Origin of the sequence: Acidovorax carolinensis (assembly GCF_002157145.1) — a bacterium.
GTDB classification, from domain to species: domain Bacteria; phylum Pseudomonadota; class Gammaproteobacteria; order Burkholderiales; family Burkholderiaceae_C; genus Acidovorax; species Acidovorax carolinensis.
This window is the reverse complement of the sequence record NZ_CP021361.1, coordinates 1,565,041-1,588,040: the sequence shown is the minus strand read 5'-3', so window position 1 is coordinate 1,588,040 and position 23,000 is coordinate 1,565,041. Positions and strand designations below refer to the sequence as shown.

Annotated in this window: 16 protein-coding genes and 6 pseudogenes; 13 read left to right on the top strand and 9 right to left on the bottom strand. The window is 63.6% G+C overall.

What is annotated here, in order from left to right; all coding sequences use genetic code 11:
- Positions 1–51: 51 nt before the first annotated feature.
- Both lgt and ilvD (CBP34_RS07475) read right to left on the bottom strand, forming a co-directional pair.
- On the bottom strand, positions 52–891 hold the full coding sequence (gene lgt / locus CBP34_RS07480; protein ID WP_086912015.1) for a prolipoprotein diacylglyceryl transferase: 840 nt from the start codon (positions 889–891) through the stop codon (positions 52–54).
- A 196-nt stretch (positions 892–1,087) separates the two neighbouring features.
- On the bottom strand, positions 1,088–2,944 hold the full coding sequence (gene ilvD, locus CBP34_RS07475; protein ID WP_086912014.1) for a dihydroxy-acid dehydratase: 1,857 nt from the start codon (positions 2,942–2,944) through the stop codon (positions 1,088–1,090).
- 183 nt (positions 2,945–3,127) lie between these two features.
- Here ilvD (CBP34_RS07475) and ilvD (CBP34_RS07470) point away from each other — a divergent pair.
- Positions 3,128–4,833, top strand: a pseudogene (gene ilvD, locus CBP34_RS07470) (dihydroxy-acid dehydratase).
- Positions 4,834–5,020: 187 nt separating this feature from the next.
- Here the strand turns inward: ilvD (CBP34_RS07470) and CBP34_RS07465 are convergent.
- Complete coding sequence (locus CBP34_RS07465; protein WP_094099102.1) at positions 5,021–5,263, bottom strand: TIGR04438 family Trp-rich protein; 243 nt, start codon at positions 5,261–5,263, stop codon at positions 5,021–5,023.
- A gap of 117 nt (positions 5,264–5,380) precedes the next feature.
- On the opposite strand from CBP34_RS07465, the gene CBP34_RS07460 reads away from it, so the two are divergent.
- Entirely contained in the window at positions 5,381–5,686 is a 306-nt protein-coding gene (locus CBP34_RS07460; RefSeq protein ID WP_086927059.1) for a c-type cytochrome, read from the top strand.
- Positions 5,687–5,781: 95 nt separating this feature from the next.
- Here CBP34_RS07460 and CBP34_RS07455 read toward each other — a convergent pair.
- Positions 5,782–6,248 (bottom strand): annotated as a pseudogene (locus CBP34_RS07455) (LapA family protein).
- 303 nt (positions 6,249–6,551) lie between these two features.
- A complete protein-coding gene (gene acs / locus CBP34_RS07450; RefSeq protein ID WP_086912010.1) occupies positions 6,552–8,546 on the bottom strand; it encodes an acetate--CoA ligase in 1,995 nt (664 codons plus the stop codon).
- Between the two features lie 142 nt (positions 8,547–8,688).
- Between acs and CBP34_RS07445 the strand changes: the two genes are divergently transcribed.
- The 4 genes and pseudogenes from CBP34_RS07445 to proX all read left to right on the top strand — a co-directional run bounded on the left by CBP34_RS07445 (position 8,689) and on the right by proX (position 13,452).
- Positions 8,689–9,288 carry a TIGR00645 family protein gene (locus tag CBP34_RS07445; protein ID WP_086912009.1) on the top strand — a complete coding sequence of 200 codons (600 nt, stop codon included), beginning with the start codon at positions 8,689–8,691 and terminating at the stop codon, positions 9,286–9,288.
- 592 nt (positions 9,289–9,880) lie between these two features.
- On the top strand, positions 9,881–11,137 hold the full coding sequence (gene proV, locus CBP34_RS07440) for a glycine betaine/L-proline ABC transporter ATP-binding protein ProV (protein ID WP_094097669.1): 1,257 nt from the start codon (positions 9,881–9,883) through the stop codon (positions 11,135–11,137).
- Positions 11,134–12,383 (top strand): annotated as a pseudogene (proW, locus tag CBP34_RS07430) (glycine betaine/L-proline ABC transporter permease ProW). Before proV ends, proW begins: the two are co-directional and overlap by 4 nt.
- Positions 12,384–12,444: 61 nt before the next feature.
- Entirely contained in the window at positions 12,445–13,452 is a 1,008-nt protein-coding gene (gene proX / locus CBP34_RS07425; RefSeq protein ID WP_094097666.1) for a glycine betaine/L-proline ABC transporter substrate-binding protein ProX, read from the top strand.
- A 129-nt stretch (positions 13,453–13,581) separates the two neighbouring features.
- Here proX and fumC read toward each other — a convergent pair whose 3' ends face one another.
- The gene (gene fumC, locus CBP34_RS07420) at positions 13,582–14,991 is read right to left on the bottom strand and encodes a class II fumarate hydratase (RefSeq protein WP_094097665.1); all 1,410 of its coding nucleotides are present in this window, start codon (positions 14,989–14,991) and stop codon (positions 13,582–13,584) included.
- A gap of 203 nt (positions 14,992–15,194) precedes the next feature.
- Here fumC and CBP34_RS07415 point away from each other — a divergent pair, with 203 nt between their 5' ends.
- Complete coding sequence (locus tag CBP34_RS07415; RefSeq protein ID WP_094097664.1) at positions 15,195–16,763, top strand: fumarate hydratase; 1,569 nt, start codon at positions 15,195–15,197, stop codon at positions 16,761–16,763.
- Positions 16,764–16,863: 100 nt separating this feature from the next.
- Positions 16,864–17,723, top strand: a pseudogene (gene murI, locus CBP34_RS07410) (glutamate racemase).
- A 62-nt stretch (positions 17,724–17,785) separates the two neighbouring features.
- On the opposite strand, the gene CBP34_RS07405 reads toward murI, so the two are convergent.
- Positions 17,786–18,304, bottom strand: a complete 519-nt coding sequence (locus CBP34_RS07405) for a M48 metallopeptidase family protein (RefSeq protein WP_086927051.1) — start codon at positions 18,302–18,304, stop codon at positions 17,786–17,788.
- A 78-nt stretch (positions 18,305–18,382) separates the two neighbouring features.
- Positions 18,383–19,018, bottom strand: a complete 636-nt coding sequence (locus tag CBP34_RS07400; protein WP_086912002.1) for a DUF6806 family protein — start codon at positions 19,016–19,018, stop codon at positions 18,383–18,385.
- A 250-nt stretch (positions 19,019–19,268) separates the two neighbouring features.
- Between CBP34_RS07400 and CBP34_RS07395 the strand changes: the two genes are divergently transcribed.
- The 4 genes from CBP34_RS07395 to CBP34_RS07380 all read left to right on the top strand — a co-directional run bounded on the left by CBP34_RS07395 (position 19,269) and on the right by CBP34_RS07380 (position 22,111).
- A complete protein-coding gene (locus tag CBP34_RS07395) occupies positions 19,269–20,471 on the top strand; it encodes a tyrosine-type recombinase/integrase (protein ID WP_026435715.1) in 1,203 nt (400 codons plus the stop codon).
- A 139-nt stretch (positions 20,472–20,610) separates the two neighbouring features.
- Positions 20,611–20,994 carry a type II toxin-antitoxin system RelE/ParE family toxin gene (locus CBP34_RS07390; protein ID WP_026435716.1) on the top strand — a complete coding sequence of 128 codons (384 nt, stop codon included), beginning with the start codon at positions 20,611–20,613 and terminating at the stop codon, positions 20,992–20,994.
- Positions 20,978–21,280, top strand: a complete 303-nt coding sequence (locus CBP34_RS07385; RefSeq protein WP_026435717.1) for a helix-turn-helix domain-containing protein — start codon at positions 20,978–20,980, stop codon at positions 21,278–21,280. Before CBP34_RS07390 ends, CBP34_RS07385 begins: the two co-directional genes overlap by 17 nt.
- Before the next feature lie 21 nt (positions 21,281–21,301).
- Positions 21,302–22,111, top strand: a complete 810-nt coding sequence (locus CBP34_RS07380) for a TIGR02391 family protein (protein WP_026435718.1) — start codon at positions 21,302–21,304, stop codon at positions 22,109–22,111.
- 97 nt (positions 22,112–22,208) lie between these two features.
- On the opposite strand, the pseudogene CBP34_RS07375 reads toward CBP34_RS07380, so the two are convergent.
- A pseudogene (locus CBP34_RS07375) lies at positions 22,209–22,433 on the bottom strand (DUF2326 domain-containing protein); the annotation flags it as partial.
- Positions 22,434–22,478: 45 nt separating this feature from the next.
- Here CBP34_RS07375 and radC point away from each other — a divergent pair.
- Positions 22,479–22,853 (top strand): annotated as a pseudogene (radC, locus tag CBP34_RS07370) (RadC family protein); the annotation flags it as partial.
- Between the last annotated feature and the right edge of the window lie 147 nt (positions 22,854–23,000).

Sequence of the window (23,000 nt, the reverse complement as noted above, 5' to 3'; positions counted from 1 at the left end):
TATGATTTTAATAGCTGCCAGCGCTTGATGCAATAGCGCCAGCGGCATATTTCATGTGGATTTACGTGGCGCATTCCGTGGCGCTACGGGCTGGCGTTGCGCCCACACCCACAGGCCTACGCCGCCCGCGATCATGGGCAGGCACAGCCACTGGCCCATGCTCATACCCAGCGAGAGCAGCCCCAGAAAGGCATCGGGTTCGCGGAAATACTCAGCAATGAAACGGAAGATGCCGTAGCCCACCAAGAACGCCGCCGCCACCTGGCCCTGGCGGCGCTCACGGCGGGCATACAGCCACAGCAGCACAAACAGCAGCAGGCCCTCCAGCAAGAACTGGTACACCTGCGAGGGATGGCGCGGCTGCATCGAGCCGCTGTGCGCGAAGACCATGCCCCAGGGCAGATCGGGGCTGGCAAAACGCCCCCACAGCTCGCCATTGATGAAATTGCCCACCCGCCCGGCCGCCAGACCCGTGGGCACACAGGGCGCCACGAAATCGGCCACCTGCAGCCAGGGGCGCTTGCGCGAATGGGCAAACCACAGCATGGCTGCAATCACGCCCAGCAGTCCGCCATGAAAGCTCATCCCGCCCTGCCACACGGCAAAGATCTCCAGCGGATGGGTGAGGTAGTAACCCGGTTTGTAGAACAGGCAGTAGCCCAGCCGTCCCCCAACCACCACACCGACCACGCCCAGAAAAAGAATGTCCTCGACATCCCTGCGCGACCAGGCGCCCGGCCCGGTGATGGATGCAAAGGGTTCATGGCGCAGGCGGCGGATGCCCAGCAGCATGAACAGGCCAAAGGCTGCGAGATAGGTGAGGCCGTACCAGTGGACGGCCAAGGGGCCGATTTGCAGGGCAACGGGATCGATGTGCGGGTAAGTCAGCATGGTGGGCGGTATTGTGCCCGGCGCGGCGCACGGGGCCGTGACCCTGGGTGGCAATGCCTGGCAATTACTAGGAAAATTGCCCCTCAGCGCTTTTGTATCAAGCGCTTCAAGCTATTAATAAAAGAGCGCAAAAAAAGAAAACCCGCCAGCGGGTGGTCCGGCGGGTTCGGGCACACGGCGCCTGCGCGCCGGGGTATCAGTCCAGCAGCGACAGGTCGCGCACGGCACCCTTGTCGGCCGACATCACCAGCTTGGCGTAGGCCTTGAGCGCGGCGGACACCTTGCGCGGGCGCGGCTGCGCGGGCTTCCAGCCCAGCTTGTCCTGCTCGGCGCGGCGGCGGGCCAGCTCTTCATCCGACACCAGCACGTTGATGGACCGGTTGGGAATGTCGATGCGGATGCGGTCGCCGTTCTTCACCAGGCCAATCGCGCCACCAGCAGCGGCCTCGGGCGAGGCGTGGCCGATGGACAGGCCCGAGGTGCCGCCGGAGAAGCGGCCATCGGTCAGCAGCGCACAGGCCTTGCCCAGGCCCTTGGACTTGATGTAGCTGGTGGGGTACAGCATTTCCTGCATGCCGGGACCGCCCTTGGGGCCTTCGTAGCGCACGATGACCACGTCACCGGCCTTGACCTTGTCGGCCAGGATATTGGCCACGGCCTCGTCTTGCGACTCGGTTACATGCGCCGTGCCTTCGAACACCAGCAGCGAGTCGTCCACACCGGCGGTCTTGACCACGCAGCCGTCCAGCGCGATGTTGCCGCGCAGCACGGCCAGCCCCCCCTCTTGCGAGAAGGCGTGGTCGCCCGAGCGGATGCAGCCCTTGGCGCGGTCCAGGTCCAGGCTGGGCCAGCGCGCGTTCTGGCTGAAGGCAACCTGCGTAGGGACGCCGCCGGGGCCAGCCATGTAGAAGGTCTTGACCGCATCCGACGGGTTGCGGGCAATATCCCATTCGTCCAGCGCATCCTTCATGGTTTTGGCGTGCACGGTGGGCGTGTCGGTATGCAGCTTTCCGGCACGGTCCAGCTCACCCAGGATGGCCATGATGCCGCCCGCGCGGTGCACGTCTTCGATGTGGTACTTGTCCGTGTTGGGCGCCACTTTGCACAGCTGCGGCACAACGCGCGACAAGCGGTCGATGTCGGCCATCGTGAAATCGATTTCAGCCTCTTGCGCAATCGCCAGGATGTGCAGGATGGTGTTGGTCGAGCCGCCCATGGCAATGTCCAGCGTCATGGCGTTTTCGAACGCCTTGAAGCCCATGGAGCGTGGCAACACGCGGCTGTCTTCCTGTTCGTAATACCGTTTGCACAGCTCCACCACCAGGCGGCCGGCGCGTTTGAAGAGCTGCTCACGGTCGGCGTGCGTCGCCACCACGGTACCGTTGCCCGGCAGCGAAAGGCCCAGCGCCTCGGTCAGGCAGTTCATCGAATTGGCGGTAAACATGCCCGAGCACGAGCCACAGGTGGGGCACGCAGAGCGCTCGATCTCGGCCACGTCGGCGTCCGACACCTTGTCATCCGCCGCCATCACCATGGCGTCGATCAGGTCGAGCTTCTTGAAGGTGACGGCGTGGGTGGTGGGGTCGGTCTTGTTGACCTTGCCGGCCTCCATGGGGCCGCCAGAGACAAACACCACGGGGATGTTCAGGCGCATGGCGGCCATCAACATGCCGGGCGTGATCTTGTCGCAATTCGAGATGCAGACCATGGCGTCAGCGCAGTGCGCATTGACCATGTATTCCACCGAGTCGGCAATGATGTCGCGGCTGGGCAGCGAATACAGCATGCCGTCGTGGCCCATGGCGATGCCATCGTCCACGGCAATGGTGTTGAACTCTTTGGCGACACCGCCCGCCGCTTCAATCTCGCGTGCCACCAACTGGCCCAGGTCTTTCAGGTGCACATGGCCGGGCACGAACTGGGTGAACGAGTTGACCACCGCAATAATGGGCTTTTGAAAATCGTCGTCCTTCATGCCGGTGGCACGCCAGAGCGAGCGCGCACCTGCCATGTTGCGACCGGCGGTAGAGGTTTTGGAGCGGTAAACAGGCATCGTGATGTGAGGTAAAGGGTTGGGCGGGAATCAGGGGGCAGAGTCCGGGCAATTATCTCCGACCTGCCCGTGGGGTGATGGGCACGGCGGCCTCAACCCCACCCCTGGCCGGTTCACACTGGCACAGCGAACGCCCAGGGCTTCAAAGGCCCCTTTCCGATCCATTCCACAACGAGACAAACCATGGTCGCCCCAAAATCCATTCCCATCCAGCCCATCAACCACCGCAGCGCCCACATCACGCAAGGCAAGTCGCGCGCGCCCAACCGTTCCATGTACTACGCCATGGGCTATGAAGAAGGTGATTTTTCGAAACCCATGGTGGGTGTGGCCAACGGCCACAGCACCATCACGCCCTGCAACAGCGGCCTGCAACGATTGGCGGACGCGGCCATCGCAGGCATCGAGGAAGCGGGCGGCAACGCCCAGGTGTTCGGCACCCCCACCATCAGCGACGGCATGGCCATGGGCACCGAAGGCATGAAATACAGCCTGGTGAGCCGCGAGGTCATCAGCGACTGCATCGAGACCTGCGTGGGCGGCCAGTGGATGGACGGCGTGCTGGTCGTGGGCGGCTGCGACAAGAACATGCCCGGCGGCCTGATGGGCATGCTGCGCGCCAACGTGCCCGCCATCTACGTGTACGGCGGCACCATCCTGCCCGGCCACTACCAGGGCAAGGACCTGAACATCGTGAGCGTGTTCGAGGCTGTGGGCGAGAACGCGGCGGGCAAGCTCACCGACTTTGACCTCAAGGAAATCGAAAAACGCGCCATCCCCGGCACCGGTTCGTGCGGCGGCATGTACACCGCCAACACCATGAGCAGCGCGTTCGAAGCCCTGGGCATCAGCCTGCCCTACTCGTCCACCATGGCCAACCCGCACGACGAGAAGATGAACTCGGCCAGGGAGTCAGCCAAGGTGCTGATCGAGGCCATCAAGAAAGACCTGAAGCCGCGCGACATCGTGACCCGCAAATCCATCGAGAACGCCGTGGCCGTCATCATGGCCACAGGCGGCTCGACCAACGCGGTGCTGCACTTCCTGGCCATTGCGCACGCGGCAGGCGTGGAATGGACCATTGACGACTTCGAGCGCGTGCGCGTGAAGACCCCTGTGCTGTGCGACCTCAAGCCCAGCGGCAAGTACCTGGCCGTAGACCTGCACCGCGCGGGCGGCATTCCGCAGGTCATGAAAATTCTGCTGAATGCGGGCCTGCTGCACGGCGACTGCATCACCATCGAAGGCAAGACGATTGCCGAAGTGCTCAGGGACGTGCCTGACCAGCCGCGCGCCGACCAGGACGTGATCCGCCCCATCAGCGACCCCATGTACGCCCAGGGCCATCTGGCCATCCTCAAGGGCAACCTGAGCCCCGAAGGCGCCGTGGCCAAGATCACGGGCCTGAAGAACCCCGTCATCACCGGCCCGGCCCGCGTGTTTGACGACGAGCAATCGGCGCTGGAAGCCATCCTGGCGGGCAAGATCAAAGCGGGCGACGTCATGGTGCTGCGCTACCTGGGTCCCAGGGGCGGTCCCGGAATGCCCGAGATGCTGGCCCCCACGGGTGCCCTGATCGGCGCCGGCCTGGGCGAGAGCGTGGGCCTGATCACCGACGGCCGCTTCTCGGGTGGCACCTGGGGCATGGTGGTCGGCCACGTCGCGCCCGAAGCCGCAGCCGGCGGCACGATTGCCTTCGTCAACGAGGGTGACAGCATCACCATCGACGCCCGCCAGCTACTGCTGGAGCTGAACGTGAGCGAAGAAGAGATCGCCAGGCGCCGCGCTGGCTGGACGGCCCCGCCCCGCGCTACACGCGCGGCGTACAGGCCAAGTTCGCATTCAACGCGTCGAGTGCCAGCAAGGGGGCGGTGCTGGACGCTTATTGATTGATCAGTCCGCCCGAACGGTCGAGCCTGCGCGCGCGCGAAGCGCTCTGCGCTGATAGCTCCCGACATACAAAAACGCCCGGTGCATAGTGCTCCGGGCGCTGTTCATGGGGGTGATGCAAACTTGCGCAGGCACTTGCCAAGCACTCTCCAGCACACAAGCGCAGAAATGCACTTGGCGCTCGATTCAACGCGGCTTGCGTGGCTGAATGCCCAGGGCTTCCTTGTGCTTGTTGATGCGGTCCTGCTTGCGCTGGTCCATCTTTTCCATGGCCTTGCGCTTGGTGTAACCCGTGGCGTCGGCCCATGCCCACCACAGGGCCGTGATGGCAAACGGCGACAACACCCACCACCACGACCACGCGGCAACCGGTCCGACTTCAAGGTATTTCAGCAATGACAGGACGAGACCGAGGACCAACAAATACATGTTCAACTCCAAAAAGCGCACATTCGATGAATGAATTGACAAAAGGCATGGCAAAGTCAACCCAAGTCACTACAATTTCGTTATAAGCACTGTAACTCAACCGCAGGAAACCCCACCATGAAGCGCACCCTGATCACTCTTGCCATGACATTGTCGGTCGCAGCTCCCGCAATGGCTGACTTGGCCTTGGCAACATCGAAAAACTGCATGGCCTGCCATGCAGTGGACAAGAAAATGGTTGGCCCGTCTTACAAGGATGTGGCTGCCAAGTACGCCGGACAAAAAGACGCGGTGGACAAGCTGGCCGCCAAGATCATCAAGGGTGGTTCTGGCGTGTGGGGTCCTGTTCCCATGCCGGCCAATGCCCAGGTTTCTGAAGCCGACAGCAAGAAGCTGGCTGCCTGGGTTCTGACGCAGAACTAATTCGGCAATTTGCCGCTGCGGAGTTACGGCTCTGCATCCTCTGGCCGCGCCTTCCCATCAGGGAGCGCGGCTTTTGTTTTTGGCGCTGCCCTCCGTCACACCATGCCGCTTCCCGGGCGGCCCCGCAGTTGTTGCTCCAGTTGCCCCACATAGGCGGCCGTGGTGTTGTCAGATTCTTCAGCCCGTGCCGTCAGGTGTGACTCCAGGTTGTTCAGGCGCTCCAGCAACGCTGCATGGGCCTGAACATGCTGGGCTTCGAGAAAGCTGCGCAGTTCGGTAAAACGCGACGCCTCGGCCTTGTCGGCCAGTTCGCGCTGGGCCTGCATTTCCTTGGTGTGGCGGCGAGCCTCCATCAGCACCGAGCCCTGCAAAGACAGCACGTATGCCACGCCGAACACGCCCAGCAGCGTGGTGAGGCCCAGCATCAGCAAGCCCAGGGGGCCTCGAAGGTCATCAACCCCACCGAAACCATGGAAGAAGCGGCCAGCAGGTCCCAATTCAGCGCAGCCAGGGCGGCGATGGCCAGCACGATGATAAGCAAGAGGGTCGATCGCATTTGCATGAAAGTACTCCGGTAAACAGGCGTCACCCCAGCCAAGATGGCCGGGATGCGGATGCTGTGTTGTACCTCATGGCCACCCCAACAGCATGGAGGTCTGCCAATGAACCGGCGCCGTCCTACAGCGCAAGCACATGCGCTCGGGCGACCACGGCGCCCTTCTGGATCAGTGTGTCCATCGCTTCGATGACGCGCGGTGACCGAACAAAGAGGATTTTGTGGTCACGTCACATCGCTGCGCGATATGAGTGCCCCCGAATCCGACAAGCGCTGCCCGCTGGCGCTGTGTGCACAGCGCCCTCTGGATCAGTTGGTTTGCGACAACTGGTCCAGAATTGCGGGGTTTTCCAGCGTACTGGTGTCCTGGGTGATGGCTTCACCCTTGGCAATGCTGCGCAGCAGGCGCCGCATGATCTTGCCGCTGCGGGTCTTGGGCAGGTTGTCACCAAAGCGGATGTCCTTGGGCTTGGCAATGGGCCCAATCTCCTTGGCCACCCAGTTGCGCAGCTCGTTGGCGATCTGCTTGGCTTCCTCGCCCGTGGGGCGCGAACGCTTGAGCACGACGAAGGCGCAGATGGCCTCACCGGTCAAATCATCCGGGCGCCCCACCACGGCGGCCTCGGCCACCAGATCGGTCTTGGAGACCAGGGCCGATTCGATTTCCATCGTGCCCATGCGGTGGCCAGAGACGTTGAGCACGTCGTCGATGCGGCCGGTGATGCGGAAGTAGCCGCGGTCGGCGCTGCGCACGGCGCCATCGCCGGCCAAGTAGTAGCCCTTGAGTTCTTCGGGGAAGTAGCTCTTCTTGAAGCGCTCGGGGTCATTCCAGATCGTGCGGATCATGCTGGGCCAGGGGCGCTTGATGACCAGGATGCCGCCCGCGCCATTGGCCACGTCGTTGCCCGTTTCGTCCACGATGGCAGCGGTGATGCCGGGCAGCGGCAGCGTGCAGCTGCCGGGTACCAGCGGCGTGGCGCCGGGCAGCGGCGTGATGACATGGCCACCGGTTTCGGTTTGCCAGAAGGTGTCCACGATGGGGCAACGCTCGCCACCCACATGTTTGTAGTACCACATCCAGGCTTCGGGGTTGATGGGCTCACCCACGCTGCCCAGGATGCGCAGGCTCGACAGATCGGAGCGTGCGGGGTGCACTGCCGCATCGCCCTCGGCCGCCTTGATGAGCGAGCGGATGGCCGTGGGGGCGGTGTAGAAAATGGAGCACTTGTGGCGCTCGATCATCTGCCAGAAGCGCCCGGCATTCGGGAACGTGGGAATGCCTTCAAAGATGATCTGCGTGGCGCCAGCGGCCAGCGGGCCGTAGGTCACATAGGTGTGGCCCGTGATCCAGCCGATATCGGCCGTGCACCAGAAGATGTCGTCGGGACGCAGGTCGAACGTCCAGTCCATGGTGAGCTTGGCCCACAGCAGGTAGCCGCCCGTGCTGTGCTGCACGCCCTTGGGTTTGCCGGTGGAGCCCGAGGTGTAGAGGATGAACAGCGGGTGCTCGGCGCCCACGGCCACGGGCGGGCAGTCGGTGCTCTGGCCGGCCAGTGCCTGGGCGAAGGTCTTGTCGCGGCCCTCGACCATGTTGCATGCGGTGGGCGTGCGCTCGTACACAAACACGTTGCGCACGGTGTCGCAGCCGCCTGTGGCCAGCGCTTCGTCGATGATGGCCTTGAGCGGCAGCTCCTTGCCGCCGCGCATCTGGTAGTTGGCCGTGATGATGGCCACGGCACCCGCATCGATGACGCGCTCGTGCACCGCCTTGGCACTGAAGCCGCCAAACACCACGCTGTGCGTGGCGCCAATGCGCGCACAGGCCTGCATGGCGATGACGCCCTCGATCGTCATGGGCATGTAGATCAGCACGCGGTCGCCCTTTTCCACCCCATGGGCCTTGAGGGCGTTGGCAAACTGGCTCACGCGGGCCAGCAGTTCCTTGTAGGTGATGCGGGTCACGGCGCCATCGTCGGCCTCGAAAATGATGGCCGTCTTGTTTTCGGTGGCGGTGCCGATGTGGCGGTCCAGGCAATTGGCCGATGCGTTGAGTTCGCCATCGGCAAACCACTGGAAGAACGGCGCATTCGATTCATCCAGGGTGCGGGTGAAGGGCTTGGTCCACTGCAGGTTCTCACGCGCCAGGCGGGCCCAGAAGCCTTCGAAATCCTTGTCGGCCTCGGCACACAGCGCTTCGTAACCGGCCATGCCCGAAATGCGGGCGGCTTTGACCACTGCATCCGAGGGCGGGAACACGCGGTTTTCAACCAGCACGGACTCGATAGAGGAATTGGGCGAACTCATGGTGTTGTCTCCTGGGTCTGATGGAACTGGGCGGTACTGTCTGCCACCCCACTTACAAGCCACTGACGGACTTCAGCTTACAGCGTGGGCGCCCGCGCGCAACCTAAAATCCGGCGTCATTCCATTTCCTGCACAGGCCTTCATGTCCACCCCAACGCCCAAAGCCCCGTCTCCCCTGCGTCCCCTGCCCGCGCTGATATTTGCCAGCCGCTGGCTCCAGTTGCCGCTTTATCTCGGGCTGATTGCGGCGCAGGCCGTGTATGTGTGGCATTTTCTGCTGGAACTGTCGCACCTGGTCGAAGCCGTTTTTGGCAGCCAGACGGCGCTGCAGGCGCTGGTGACGAGCATCGGCTACAAGCCCGAGGTGCAGATCACCTCGCTGAACGAAACCGTGATCATGCTGGTCGTGCTGGCACTGATCGACGTGGTGATGATCTCCAACCTGCTCATCATGGTGATCGTGGGCGGCTATGAAACCTTTGTAAGCCGGCTGGGCCTGGACGACCACCCCGACCAGCCCGAGTGGCTGGGCCATGTGAATGCGTCGGTTCTGAAGGTGAAACTGGGCCTGTCGATCATCGGCATCAGTTCCATCCACCTGCTCAAGACCTTCATCAACGCCGCCAATTACGACGTGAAGGTGCTGATGTGGCAGACCATCATCCATGTGGTCTTCCTCACCAGCGCATTGGCCATCGCCTACACCGACAAGCTGCTCAACAGCGGCCACGACAAGCATTGAGCCTTGATTTTCAGTCAAATTGGCTGCTAGCGTATATATATAAAGCGCTAGCAGCTATTTTTTTAGTAGCAACGATACTGAGGAACAGGAGCACTGCCTGCCATGCGGCGGGAGCGGGCGGCGACGCGTGGATGCCGCGTACCTGCGCCTATACGTTTTTTTGAATAACCAGTGTTTTGACTCGAAAACACTGAATTCATATACTTCAGGGCTGATTCACAACCTGCAGCGCAGGTAATTCTCCCCACCCGGGACGAAATGTCTCACTGGCGTGGCCCTCGCGGTCGCTCCAGTCCGCCGAAGTTTCGGCCCTGATGCCCCGCCACCGTGCCTGCGCCCGGTGGCAGCCGTGGCCCAAGCGTCGTCCTCCCTGAGTCCGCTGCTGGAACACACCCCCAGGCCCTTGCGCACCACCTTGCGTGCCATTCGGGCCTACCTGGCAATGCCAGTGTTCTTCTCTCTCGTGCCGTCCCCCGCTGATCGCAGCCAGGGTAGGCCGCCGCATCAGGGCTTCGCTTGGGTTTCGAACCTGTCCGCCAATGGCGGGCAGGGCTGTGTTCCACCCGTTCAACAACAAGGGAGATCCACCAGCGTGGCCAAGAAAATCACCATCGACCATGTGTTCAAAGTCTTCGGCGAAGCACCTCACAAGGCTCTGGAACTCGTACGCCAGGGCTTCAGCAAGCAGCAGATTCTGGAGCGCACCGGCAACTCGATCGGCGTGTTCGACGCCACTTTCACCATCGAAGCAGGCGAAATCTTCGTGGTCATGGGCCTGTCGGGATCCGGCAAATCCACGTTGGTGCGCATGCTCAACCTGCTGATCGAGCCCACCGCGGGCCGCATTCTGGTGGACGGCACCGACATCAGCAGCCTGACCAGCGGGCAATTGCGCGCCCTGCGGCGCAAGGACATCAGCATGGTGTTCCAGTCTTTCGCACTGATGCCGCACATGAACGTGCTCGACAACACCGCGCTGGGGCTGGAGCTGGCGGGCGTGGGCCGGGCCGAGCGCCAGACGCAGGCCGCACTGGCGCTGGAGCAGGTGGGCCTGGCCAGCTGGGGCGCCAGCTATCCTGACGAGCTTTCGGGCGGCATGCAGCAGCGCGTGGGCCTGGCGCGCGCGCTGGCGTCCGATCCGTCCATCCTGCTCATGGACGAGGCGTTCTCCGCGCTCGACCCCATCATCCGCACCGAGATGCAAAGCGAGCTGCTGCGCCTGCAGCAGGTGCGGCGACGCACCATCGTCTTCATCTCGCACGACCTGGACGAGGCGATGCGCATTGGCGACCGCATCGCCATCATGAAAGACGGCCAGGTGGTGCAGGTGGGAACGCCCGACGAAATTTTGCGCAACCCGGCCAATGACTATGTGCGCAGCTTCGTGCGCGGCGTGGATGCCGCCGCCGTGTTCAAGGCCGGCGACATTGCGCGCGAGCGCTTCACGGTGGTGTCCGAGCACAACGACCGCGGCTCGCGCGCCGCGCTCAAGCAGCTTGAAGACCAGGACCGCGACTTTGCCTATGTGGTCAGCCCCACGCAGCGCTACCTGGGCACCGTGTCGGCCGATTCGCTGCGCACCGCGCTCGACGGCCATGTGGGGCCGCTGGGCCTGCAACACGCATTTTTGCCCGACGTGGAACCCATTGCCGCCGACGCGGCCGTTGCCGACCTGTTCGGCCAAGTGGCGCAGGCGCCCTGCGCCGTGCCGGTGGTAGGGCCTGCAGGGCACTTTCAGGGTGCCATCAGCAAAACCACCTTGCTGAAATTTCTGGACCGCGACACACCACCGGTTCCTCCCTCGGCGCCGTCCGTGGAAAACCTCGCACAAGAAAGGATCCTCGCATGAACGATGCACTGCCCATGACCGAGTCACCGCCGTTGCCACCACCTGCCGATACCGATCCGTGGGCGACGGCCAGCGAATCCAGCCCGGCCGTGACACCCTGGGATTTGCCTGCGACGGCGCCCGATGCACCCAGCACCGCAGCCCCTGCCGAGATCTCGGACCCCTGGGGCGCGGCCCCTACCGGCACTGAAGCCAGCGACAGCGCCGGCAGCTGGCTGGACGCCCGGCAGACGCCGTGACAGCTCAACTGGCTGGCACCGATGCCGCCCCCACTGGCTGGCATATCCAGCAACTGTGGGATGGCTCTTTGCCCGTCGAATCGTGGATCAACGAGGGCCTGGGCTGGGTGGTGCAGAACTTTCGCCCCTTCTTTCAGACTGTGCGCGCGCCGATTGACGGCACGCTCACCTGGGTGGAAGGCCTGCTGACCAGCGTGCCCACGCTGGCCATGGTGGCGCTGCTGGGACTGCTGGCGTGGCAGTTTGCAGGCCGCGCCGTTGCCATGGGCACCGTGGTCTCGCTGCTGGTGGTGGCCATGCTGGGCATCTGGTCCGAGGCCATGGTGACACTGTCGCTGGTGCTGACCTCGCTGGCGTTCTGCATCGTGATCGGTCTACCGCTGGGCATTGCGTTGGCGGCCAGCGACCGCGCCCAGCGCTGGATGCGCCCGTTTCTCGATGCCATGCAGACCACGCCCGCCTTCGTTTACCTTGTGCCGGTGGTGATGCTGTTTGGCATTGGCAACGTGCCGGGGGTGATCGTGACCATCGTGTTCGCGCTGCCGCCACTGGTGCGCCTGACCAACCTGGGGCTGCGCCAGGTGCGCCCCGACCTCATCGAAGCCGCGCGGGCCTATGGCGCGTCGCCCTGGCAGTTGCTGGTCAAGGTGCAGCTGCCGCTGGCGCTGCCTTCCATCATGGCGGGCGTCAACCAGGCGCTGATGCTGTCGCTGTCGATGGTGGTCATCGCTTCGATGATCGCCGTGGGCGGGTTGGGCCAGATGGTGCTGCGCGGCATTGGCCGCCTGGACATGGGCTTGGCCACCGTGGGCGGCCTGGGCATTGTGCTGCTGGCCGTCACGCTGGACCGCATCACCCAGGCCATGGGCCGGCCGCGCCGGGGCGTGCGCCATTGGTGGCAGACCGGCCCGGCTGGCCTGGCGTGGCGCCTGCTGCGCCGAACCACACCGGCCGCCGCTTCGGGCGCACCGGAAGCCCCGGCCCAGTTAGCGCCGGCCCGGCGCTGAGGCTCGCGTCACCACGACCATGCATCCATTTCCCGTCCCCGCATTCCAGGAGTCCGCAGCCATGCCACACCGCCCACTTTTCGCCCACGCCGCCCTCGCCACCAGCCTGCTGACCATAGGCCTGGGGGGTGCCGCCCATGCACAAAACCTGCCCGGCGAGGGCGTAAGCGTGCAGCCGCTCAAGAGCTCGCTCGCTGAAGAGGCCTTCCAGACCCTGCTGGTTGCGCGCGCCCTGGAAAAACTGGGCTACGACGTGCAGCCCATGAAAGACCTGGAGCCCGCCACCGAGCACCTGGCCATTGCCAACGGCGACGCCACCTTCATGGCCACCCACTGGAACCTGCTGCACGCCGATTTCTACAAGAACAGCGGCGGCGACACCAAGCTTTACCGCAAGGGCGTGTACTCCGGCAACGCCGCCCAGGGCTACCTGATCGACAGGAAGACCGCCGCGCGCTACCAGATCACCAACCTCGCCCAGCTCAAAGGCCCCCAGCTGGCCAAGCTGTTTGATACCGACGGCGACGGCAAGGCCGACCTGACCGGCTGCAACCCCGGCTGGGGCTGCGAGCTGGCCATCGAACGCCACCTCAAGGCCTATCAGCTGGATAGCGCCATCACGCACAGGCAGGGCAGCTATGCCGCGCTGATTGCCGACACCATTGCCCGTTTCAAGCAAGGCCAGCCCGTCCTTTATTACACCTGGACGCCCTACTGGGTCAGCGCCGTGCTGCGCCCGGGCACCGATGTGGTCTGGCTGGAGGTGCCCGATTCACCCACCACCGCAGCGCAGGACGACACCCGCCTGCCCAATGGCAAGAACTACGGCTTCAAGGTGAACCAGCAGCACATCGTGGCCAACAAGGCTTTTGCCGACCAGAACCCGGTGGCCGCCCGGCTGTTTGAGGTGATGCAGCTGCCGGTGGCTGACATCAACGCCCAGAACCTGCGCATGAGCCGCGGCGAAAACAAGGCCAGCGATGTGGCACGCCACACCGACGGCTGGATCAGGGCGCACCAGAAGACTTTTGACGGCTGGATTACCCAGGCGCTTGCCGCAGCGCAATAAACCGCCACTTCGCAGCCAAATAAGGCCCTAGCGCTTTACCAATAAGCGCCATTAGCTATATTTTTATAGCGTAAATGCAGCGCCGCATGACTGCCGGCGTGCGGTGCAATGCACGCTGGCGGATGCAGGCTAACGGCCCACCATGTCTTGCGGCACTACCCAGGCATCAAACTGCTCGGCCGTGACATGGCCCGAGGCAATGGCCGCGTCGCGCAGGCTGCTGCCTTCGGTATGCGCCTTCTTGGCAATCTGCGCGGCCTTGTCGTAGCCGATGTGCGGATTGAGCGCAGTCACCAGCATCAGCGAACGCTCCACCAGCTCGGCCATGCGCGCGCGGTGGGGTTCGATGCCCTGGGCGCAATGGTGGTCGAAGCTGGCCATGCCATCGGCCAGCAGGCGCACGCTCTGCAAAAAGTTGTGGATGACCAGGGGGCGAAACACATTGAGCTCGAAGTTGCCCGACGCGCCCCCAATGTTGATGGCCACATCGTTGCCCAAGACCTGGGCGCACAGCATGGTCAGCGCCTCGCACTGCGTGGGGTTGACCTTGCCCGGCATGATGGACGAGCCCGGCTCGTTCTCGGGAATCGTGATTTCACCCAGCCCGCTGCGCGGCCCGCTGGCCAGCCAGCGCACATCGTTGGCGATCTTCATCAGGCTGGCCGCCAGGGTTTTGAGTGCGCCGTGGCCATGCACCAGCGCGTCGCAGCTGGCCAGGGCCTCGAACTTGTTGGGCGCGGTGACCAGGGGCAGCCCCGTCAGATCGGCCAGTTCGCGGGCCACCGCCGCGGCATAACCGGCGGGTGCGTTAAGCCCGGTTCCCACGGCGGTGCCGCCCAGGGCCAGTTCGCACAAATGGGGCAGCGCGCCGCGCACATGCTGCTCGCCATGCTGCAGCTGCGCCACCCAGCCTGAAATTTCCTGCCCAAGGGTGAGCGGCGTGGCGTCCTGCAGATGGGTGCGGCCAATCTTGACAATGCCATCAAACGCCGCCGCCTTGGCGGCCAGCGTGGCGCGCAGCTGCTGCAAGGCGGGCAACAGCCGGTGCATCAGCGCATCCACGGCGGCCAGGTGCATGGCCGTGGGAAACACGTCGTTGCTCGACTGGCTCTTGTTCACATCGTCGTTGGGATGCACCAGGCGCGCCTCGCCGCGCGGGCCACCCAGCAGCTCGCTGGCGCGGTTGGCCAGCACCTCGTTCATGTTCATGTTGGTCTGCGTGCCCGATCCGGTCTGCCACACCACCAGCGGAAACTCCTGCAAATGGCCGCCTGCGATCACCTCGTCGGCCGCCGCCACAATGGCTGTGGTCTTGGCGGTATCGAGCAGTTCCAGCGCGTTGTTCACATAGGCGCTGGCGCGCTTGACCTGGGCCAGGGCGCGAATCAGTTCCGGCGCCATGCGCTCGCCCGAGATATCAAAATGCTGCAGCGACCGCTGGGTCTGCGCCCCCCACAGGCGCTGGGCGGGCACGTCGATGGGGCCGAAAGTGTCTTTTTCGGTGCGGAATGCGGTCGCGTCGGGTCGGGATGTCGTCACAGTTGTGCCTTGCCGCTCGGCGAGCGAATGGAGTGAAGGGATCGGAACACCAGGGCGCAGCATACCCACGGAACCCGGTCCTGCGCCACCACCGTGGCCGCGACCGCCGCCCACGTGGCCCTCCATCAACCCCTGACAGCACCGCGCAAGTCGGCAGGGGGATAATTCGGGGTTCGCGATTTTCCCCACTGACCCCACCTGCCATGACCACGACCTCCATTCGCCAAGCAGACCTGATCGAGTCCATCGCCGCCGCGTTGCAGTACATCAGCTACTACCACCCCGCCGACTACATTGCCCACCTGGCCCGCGCCTACGAGCGCGAACAAAGCCCCGCGGCCAAGGATGCGATTGCGCAAATCCTCACCAACAGCAAGATGAGCGCCACCGGCCAGCGCCCCATCTGCCAGGACACCGGCATCGTCAACGTCTTCCTGAAGGTGGGCATGGACGTGCGCTGGGAAGGCTTTACCGGTAGCCTGGACGACGCCATCAACGAAGGCGTGCGCCGTGGCTACAACCACCCCGACAACACCCTGCGCGCCAGCGTGGTGGCCGACCCGCAGTTCGACCGCAAGAACACCAAGGACAACACGCCCGCCGTGATCTTCACCGAAATCGTGCCCGGCAACACCGTGGACATCACCGTGGCGGCCAAGGGCGGCGGTTCGGAAAACAAATCCAAGATGTACATGCTCAACCCCAGCGACAGCGTGGTGGACTGGGTGCTGAATACCGTGCCCACCATGGGCGCCGGCTGGTGCCCGCCCGGCATGCTGGGCATCGGCATCGGCGGCACGGCTGAAAAGGCCGTGCTCATGGCCAAGGAAAGCCTGATGGACGACCTCGATATGTACGAGCTGCAGGCCAAGGCCGAAGCGGCCAAGACCGGTGGCCCTGCGCTCGACAAGGTCGAAGCCCTGCGCCTGGAGCTGTTTGAAAAGGTCAACGCCCTGGGCATCGGCGCCCAAGGCCTGGGCGGCCTGACCACGGTGCTCGACGTCAAGATCAAGATGTACCCGACGCACGCGGCCAGCAAGCCCATTGCCATGATCCCCAACTGCGCCGCCACGCGCCACGCGCACTTCGTGATGGATGGCTCGGGCCCCGTTTACCTCACGCCGCCCAGCCTGGACCTGTGGCCCAACGTCAACTGGACGCCCGACTACAACAAGAGCAAGAAGGTCAACCTCGACACCCTCACCAAGGAAGAAGTGGCCAGCTGGAAGCCCGGCGACACCCTGCTGCTCAACGGCAAGATGCTCACGGGCCGCGATGCCGCGCACAAGCGCATCCAGGACATGCTGGCCAAGGGCGAGAAGCTGCCCGTGGACTTCACCAACCGCGTGATTTATTACGTGGGCCCGGTGGACCCCGTGCGCGACGAAGCCGTGGGCCCCGCCGGCCCCACCACCGCCACGCGCATGGACAAGTTCACCGACATGATGCTCGAGAAGACCGGCCTCATTGCCATGATCGGCAAGGCCGAGCGCGGCCCCGTGGCCATCGAGTCCATCAAGAACCACAAGAGCGCCTACCTGATGGCCGTGGGCGGCGCCGCTTACCTGGTCAGCAAGGCCATCAAGACCGCCAAGGTGGTGGGCTTTGAAGACCTGGGCATGGAAGCCATCTACGAATTTGACGTGGTCGACATGCCCGTGACCGTGGCAGTGGATTCCGGCGGTACCAGCGCCCACATCACCGGCCCGGCCGAGTGGCAAAAGCGCATCGCCACGGGCGAATTCAAGGGCATCGAAGTCGCAGCAGCCTGATGCCACCGGGCATGGCGGTCCGCCCAAAGCGCGGCTGCGCCATCCGCGCACCCCGGGTGGAGTGCCGCCATGCCCCCTTTTTCTTATCCGCCCTGACACCATGAACCGAGCTGCGCAACCCATTGGCGTTTTCGACAGTGGCATCGGGGCCTGAGCGTGCTGCAGGCGCTGCGGGCCGAGTTGCCCCACGAGCGCTTTGTCTATCTGGCCGACAGCGGCAATGCGCCCTATGGCGATGCGCGGGGCGACGCCTTCGTGAGCGCCCGCACGCATGCCATCACACGCTACCTGCGCGAGCAGCACCACATCAAGGCACTGGTGGTGGCCTGCAATACGGCCACGGCCGCCGCCATCCATGAAGTGCGCAGCAGCCAGCCCGACCTGCCGGCGGTGGGGCTGGAGCCCGCACTCAAACCCGCAGCAGTGCTGAGCAAGACCGGGCGCGTTGGCGTCATCGGTACGCGCGGCACGCTGAGCAGCGACAAATTTTCCAGGCTGCTGGCCTCGGTGGCGGGGCAGGCAGAGTTCGTGGTCCAGCCCTGCGATGGCCTGGCCCGCGCCATTGAAAACAGCACGGCGCAGCCCTTGCCCGCCGATCCTCTAACTACAGAAACAAGAGCGCTTTGCGCACGCTATATCAGCGCCATGGGCCCATTTGGCACCGAATCCGGCCAGATCGACACGCTGGTGCTGGGTTGCACGCACTATGTGTTTGTGGCCGACGAACTGCGTGCATTGGTCGGCCCGCAGGTGCGGCTGATCGAAACCGGCGAGCCGGTGGCGCGGCAGACGCGGCGTTTGCTGCACAAGGATGCGCTGCTGGCCCCCGAGGATGCGGTCACCAACGCGACCGCATCCGTGCGCCTGCTCACCACGGGGGCACTGGGCCCCCTGCAGGCGGCAGCAGAGCGCTGGCTGCAGCTGCCCCCCGACTGCTGTGACACCGTCGCCATTCCCTGAATTCAGGTCAAATCAGCCCGCAGCGCTTACTGATAAAGCGCGAGCAGCTATTGAATAGATAGCTATTCCACCGCCCACAGACGCTCGCCCGCGTGCTCCAGGTGCGTGAGGTACAGGCGCACATCGAACTCATACTGGTGATATTGCGGCTCCATGTGCTCGCACAGCTTGTAGAACGCCTTGTCGTGGTCTTTTTCGCGCAAGTGGGCCAATTCGTGCACCACGATCATGCGCAAGAACTCGTCCGGACCCTGCTTGAACATGGCGGCAACGCGGATCTCGTGCTTGGCCGCCAGGCGATTGCCCTGCACGCGCGACACCGAGGTATGCAAGCCCAGCGCATGGCGCACCACATGGATCTTGCTGTCAAAAACGACCTTGTTCACCGTGCCTGCGTTGCGCAGATGGCGGGCCTTCAGTTCTGCAGCGTAGTCGTACAGGGCCTTGTCGCTGCGCACCGCATGCGGCTGGGGATACTTGCGCAGCAGCACAGCGCCGAGCTGCCCCTCGCCCAGCAACTGCCGGGCCTGGTCTTGCAGCGACTCGGGGTAGGTGCGCAGATAGGGCAATTCGGTTTTCATGAAATCACCGGCAAAGGCTGCGCCGGGCAGCACGCAGGATGAAACCCGTAGCGCGCCGCAGCCGCTGAAACTGCGTTCTCAGTGCAGGTGGCGCGGCCGGCGCCCGCCGCCGTGGCCGCCACCCGAGCCGCCAGGCCCGCCCGAGCCACGCGGAGGTTTGCCAATTTCGAGCGAATTGACCAGGGCGTCGAAACGCTGCGTGAACAGCTTGTCGATTTCGGCCACCACGCCGCCCAACTCGGCGCCGTCAAAGTGGCGCTCCATCATGTTCACGACATCCTGCACCAGCAAATCACGCTGCACCTGCATGATGGCCGCTGGCGTGGGGCCCACGAACAGCATCACGAAGTCGTCGCGCGACTCGGTGCCATCGTCTTCCTCGTCTTCATCAAAATCGGCGTCATAGAACGTGACCTCGATGGCGGCACCGAGTTCAGCGAGTTCGTTGAGGCTCATGCACATCTCGTCGAGCGACTGGCGAAAATCCTCGTCGCCACGCACCGTCCAGCAAATTTGCAGCATGTGGTCTTGCGCATCGAACTTGATGCCAGGCTCTTCCTCGTATGCGCTCGCCGCGCCATCGGCCAGCGAGCGGGCTCCGGCGTATTTCCAGAGGGGTTTGAGCGCCTCTTGGAGCTGGTCGAAGCTGGCATCGGCACGCAACTGGACCTGTCCGTGGACGTGGATTTCAAAGGGAGCGTTGTAACTTGACATGATTGAATCGTAGTGGTGCCCCGAGCCGGGGTCGAACCGGCACGCCCCTTTTCAGGAAAGCGGCGGATTTTAAGCCAGAGCATGACATCCGCGCCGGGTTAACGCTAGGCTTGGATGAGGCTTGCTGTGGCAGGTTTTCCCCGAGGCCAATGACTCCCATCATATCCCGGTGCGCGATGCAATCCGCCCCGGTTCCCTTACGCTTGGCTCCTAGCCGGCCCCTGGAATCGGAGCCTTTCAGGAGCACCTCATGGCGAAGATCAAACTCACAAAGTCCGTCGTTGACACGGCGCAGGCGCAGACCTGCGACGTGGAACTCCGGGATACGCTCGTTCCGGGCTTCTTGTGCAAGGTTACACCAACCGGGCGCAAGGTATTCATGGTTCAGTACCGCACAAACTCCGGCGTGCGGCGCAAGCCGGCACTCGGCCAATTCGGCGAGCTGACGGTCGAACAAGCACGATCGCTGGCGCAAGACTGGCTGGCCGAAGTCCGGCGCGGCGGCGACCCTGGCCACGACAAGGCCGAAGCCCGCAAGGCGCCGACGGTCAAGGAACTGTGCGGCCGGTTCATGGACGACCACTCCAAGCCGCACAACAAGCCCAGCACGCAGGCCGGCTACCAGTACCAGATCGACAGCTTTGTCATCCCGGCCTTCGGTAGCAAGAAGGTTCACGAGGTCACGCGCCACGACATCACCGCGCTGATGAAGCGCATGGAGAAGTCACCCACCCAGGCCAACCGCGTGCTGTCGCTCGTCCGAAAGATGTTCAACCTTGCCGAACTGTGGGGCTATCGGCCCGATGGCTCCAATCCCTGCCGCCACGTGCCCAAGTACCCGGAAAAAGGCTCGACCCGGCTCATCACCGACGAACAGATGGCCAGCCTGTTCGCCTACTTGGACAAGGCCGAGGCCGAGGGACTGGAACACCCGATCTATCTGCTGGCCGTCCGGCTGCAATTCGAGTTCGCGGCCCGAATGTCGGAGATCCTGCTGTTGCAGTGGGATTGGCTCGACTTGCCCAATGGCCGGGTTGTCTGGCCGGACAGCAAGACGGGCGATATGTCCAAGCCGTTGAGCGAGGAAGTCCGCCAGCTACTGACGAACGCGCCTCGCTATGACCAGTCGCCCTACGTCTGCCCGGCTATCCTCGACCATGACAAGCCACTCGGCCCCCATTCTTACTATCAGGCATGGCGGCGCATCCTTGATCGCGCCGGAGTACCGAAGGTCGGCACCCACGGTATCCGCCACCGCTCAGCGACCGACATTGCCAATTCCGGTATCCCCGTCAAGGTCGGCATGGCGCTGACCGCGCACAAGACCGTGGCGATGTTCATGCGCTACGTCCACACCGAGGACGACCCGGTGCGTAAGGCGGCCGAGTTGGTGGCGAGCCGGCGCAAGTCGGTCGTCAGCACGCGCCAAGAACCGAAAGAGGTAACCACATGATCAGTAACCAGAAACTCGCCATGGCGCCCCTGATTGCCGTGTCGCCGTCAAGCCAATCGGCTCGGCTGCCCTCCCCGCCCGTACATCGCGCTGGCGACTGGAAAAGTGTGCCCGTTTCGGGTATAGTTTGGAGGTCAAGATGACCATCGTCCTCAAGCGGAGGGACTTTGCGCGGTGGCAGGCGGGCGAAAAGCTGCCTGATGCCGCCTTGTGCAAGGCGGTTCAGGAGATGGAAAGCGGTCTGATTGACGCGGACTTGGGCGGCTTCCTCTACAAGAAGCGGGTGGCCCGCCCCGGCGGTGGCAAGAGCGGCGGCTACCGCACGCTGCTGTCGGCCCGGTTCGGTAGCTGCTACGTGTTCCTGTATGGGTTCCCCAAGAGCGACAAGGCAAACATCACACAGGACGAAAAGAAGGCGCTGCAGTTCGCCGGCAAAGTGTTCCTGGAACTGTCCGCCGAAGCCTTGTCGAAGGCGTTGCAGTCGGGCGTGTTATTGGAGGTGCATTGTGAGCAAGATCATTGAATCCCTGCGTGACGACCTGTCTGCGCTCCACGAAGCGGGAGCGATCAGCAAGGTGACGATGCGCGAGTTCGACGCGATCTGCCCGCCGCCGGTGCGGGAGTTCAATGCTGCTGACATCAAACGCCTGCGCGAAGCCTTGAAGTTCAGCCAGCCGGTGTTCGCTCTTCATTTGCACACATCGGCCTCGACTGTGCGCAAGTGGGAGCAAGGCGACACCCATCCCACGGGGCCAGCGCTCAAACTGCTCAACGTCATCGCCGACAAGGGCTTGCAGGCCATCATCTGATGCCTGGCGAGGGAGACAGTATTGGCGACCCGAATTGACCCTTTCAGCTCACAGCACCTTGAAGCCGCGTGCCGCGTGCTCGCCGATACCGAGCGCGGCCTGAGCGGAACGCAGATCGATCGCCTACTGCAAGAAATCGAGGTTGCCGACACGTCGCCCGGCATGACCAAGTGGAAGCGGCTGTTCAATGCGCTGGCCGGCGCGCAGAACCACCACCAGCTCGGCAACCATCTCATCATGTTCATCAATCGCGCGATGAACCCGGTGAACTACGCCCGCGACCCTGCGACGTTTGCATGGCGGCGTGACGAACTGAATGTTGTCCTTGCCTTCTCCGGTTTCTATGTGCGCGAAGACGGCAAGGTCGGGCACGCCGACAAGGCCACGACGCTCGATGCCGCGCGCGCCCGCGCGGGACGACTCAAGGCCGCGCTGGAAAGTCGCGTCGTCCACGCGGAAGTGCTGAACTATTGCCGTGCCGAGCTGCTGGATGAAAACTATTTCCATGCGGTGTTCGAGGCAACGAAAGGCGTTGCGGAGCGGATTCGCCTGCTGTCGGGCCTGAACGGCGATGGCGCTGACTTGGTGAACAAGGCATTCGCGGGCCAGCAACCCATTCTCGTCTTGGGCCCACTCACCACCGAGTCCGAAAAGAGCGAGCAGAAAGGCTTTGCCAACCTGCTGATCGGCCTGTTCGGCGCCGTGCGCAATCCGCTGGCCCATGCACCCAAGACGCATTGGCCCATGTCCGAACAGGACGCGCTGGACATCCTGACGCTGGTATCGCTGATTCACCGCAAGCTGGATGGCAGCACGAAGGTATTGGTGTGATGGATCAGCCACGATCCCTTGGTCTTCTTATCCATTTTATTTCCATTGGAGGCCAGCGACGGCCGCCACGCCTAGATTCCAATTGCTACCAATCTATTTATCCAAACCTTATGCCAAACAATCCACCGTTTTCGGTGGCATCGGTCAAACGTTTAGGCAGCACATAGTCGTTGAGGTCGAAGCCATCGATGGTTTCCTTGAAGGCATCGGCTTCATTCATCGTCACGATGTACTGAAAGCCAAGCTCCTGCGCGATCTCTGAGCCAAGACGCAATGCGCTCATGACCTAGCGCCCGTCAACGCCATCGAACAAATGGCTGTCATCCGGCTTTGACCCCTGACGCCTCCGGCCCTCTTGGGCCTGCGCGCGGCTTTTAGTTCGCCGACTGCGGTCAAGGAGTACCTGCGCGCCAAGCTGGCCGGCTTCGAGCACGAAGTGTTCGCGGTGCTGTTCCTCGATACGCAGGATCGCCTGATCGAATACGCCGAGATGTTCCGAGGCACCATCGACAGCGCATCGGTGAATCCGCGCGAGCTGGTCAAGGAGGCACTGCGGCTCAATGCGGCGGCGGTCATCGTTTCGCACAACCATCCGAGTGGCAATTCCGAGCCGAGCGGCGCCGACAAGGCGCTGACCCAGCGGCTCAAGGAGTCGCTGGTGCTGGTGGACGTCCGCACACTGGATCACATCATCGTGGCGGGCGGCAACATCACGTCCTTTGCCGAACGCGGCCTGATCTAACCGAGGGGACTTCGGCCCCCTTTTTTGCTTCGTCCAGCGATGCAACTCCGGCCCTCGAGGGCCTGCGCGTGCTGCGCACTTGCCGAAAGCCGGGGTGTGTGGAGTTGCGAGGGATGCGGTCTTGCTGTTCCCTTCATCGTGCCACGG

Bases quoted from the DNA above. Each gene is read 5' to 3' on its own strand.
- lgt (WP_086912015.1), bottom strand. From the start codon at position 891: ATGCTGACTTACCCGCACATCGATCCCGTTGCCCTGCAAATCGGCCCC.
- ilvD (WP_086912014.1), bottom strand. From the start codon at position 2,944: ATGCCTGTTTACCGCTCCAAAACCTCTACCGCCGGTCGCAACATGGCA.
- CBP34_RS07465 (WP_094099102.1), bottom strand. From the start codon at position 5,263: ATGTATTTGTTGGTCCTCGGTCTCGTCCTGTCATTGCTGAAATACCTT.
- CBP34_RS07460 (WP_086927059.1), top strand. From the start codon at position 5,381: ATGAAGCGCACCCTGATCACTCTTGCCATGACATTGTCGGTCGCAGCT.
- acs (WP_086912010.1), bottom strand. From the start codon at position 8,546: ATGAGTTCGCCCAATTCCTCTATCGAGTCCGTGCTGGTTGAAAACCGC.
- CBP34_RS07445 (WP_086912009.1), top strand. From the start codon at position 8,689: ATGTCCACCCCAACGCCCAAAGCCCCGTCTCCCCTGCGTCCCCTGCCC.
- proX (WP_094097666.1), top strand. From the start codon at position 12,445: ATGCCACACCGCCCACTTTTCGCCCACGCCGCCCTCGCCACCAGCCTG.
- CBP34_RS07415 (WP_094097664.1), top strand. From the start codon at position 15,195: ATGACCACGACCTCCATTCGCCAAGCAGACCTGATCGAGTCCATCGCC.
- CBP34_RS07405 (WP_086927051.1), bottom strand. From the start codon at position 18,304: ATGAAAACCGAATTGCCCTATCTGCGCACCTACCCCGAGTCGCTGCAA.
- CBP34_RS07400 (WP_086912002.1), bottom strand. From the start codon at position 19,018: ATGTCAAGTTACAACGCTCCCTTTGAAATCCACGTCCACGGACAGGTC.
- CBP34_RS07395 (WP_026435715.1), top strand. From the start codon at position 19,269: ATGGCGAAGATCAAACTCACAAAGTCCGTCGTTGACACGGCGCAGGCG.
- CBP34_RS07390 (WP_026435716.1), top strand. From the start codon at position 20,611: ATGACCATCGTCCTCAAGCGGAGGGACTTTGCGCGGTGGCAGGCGGGC.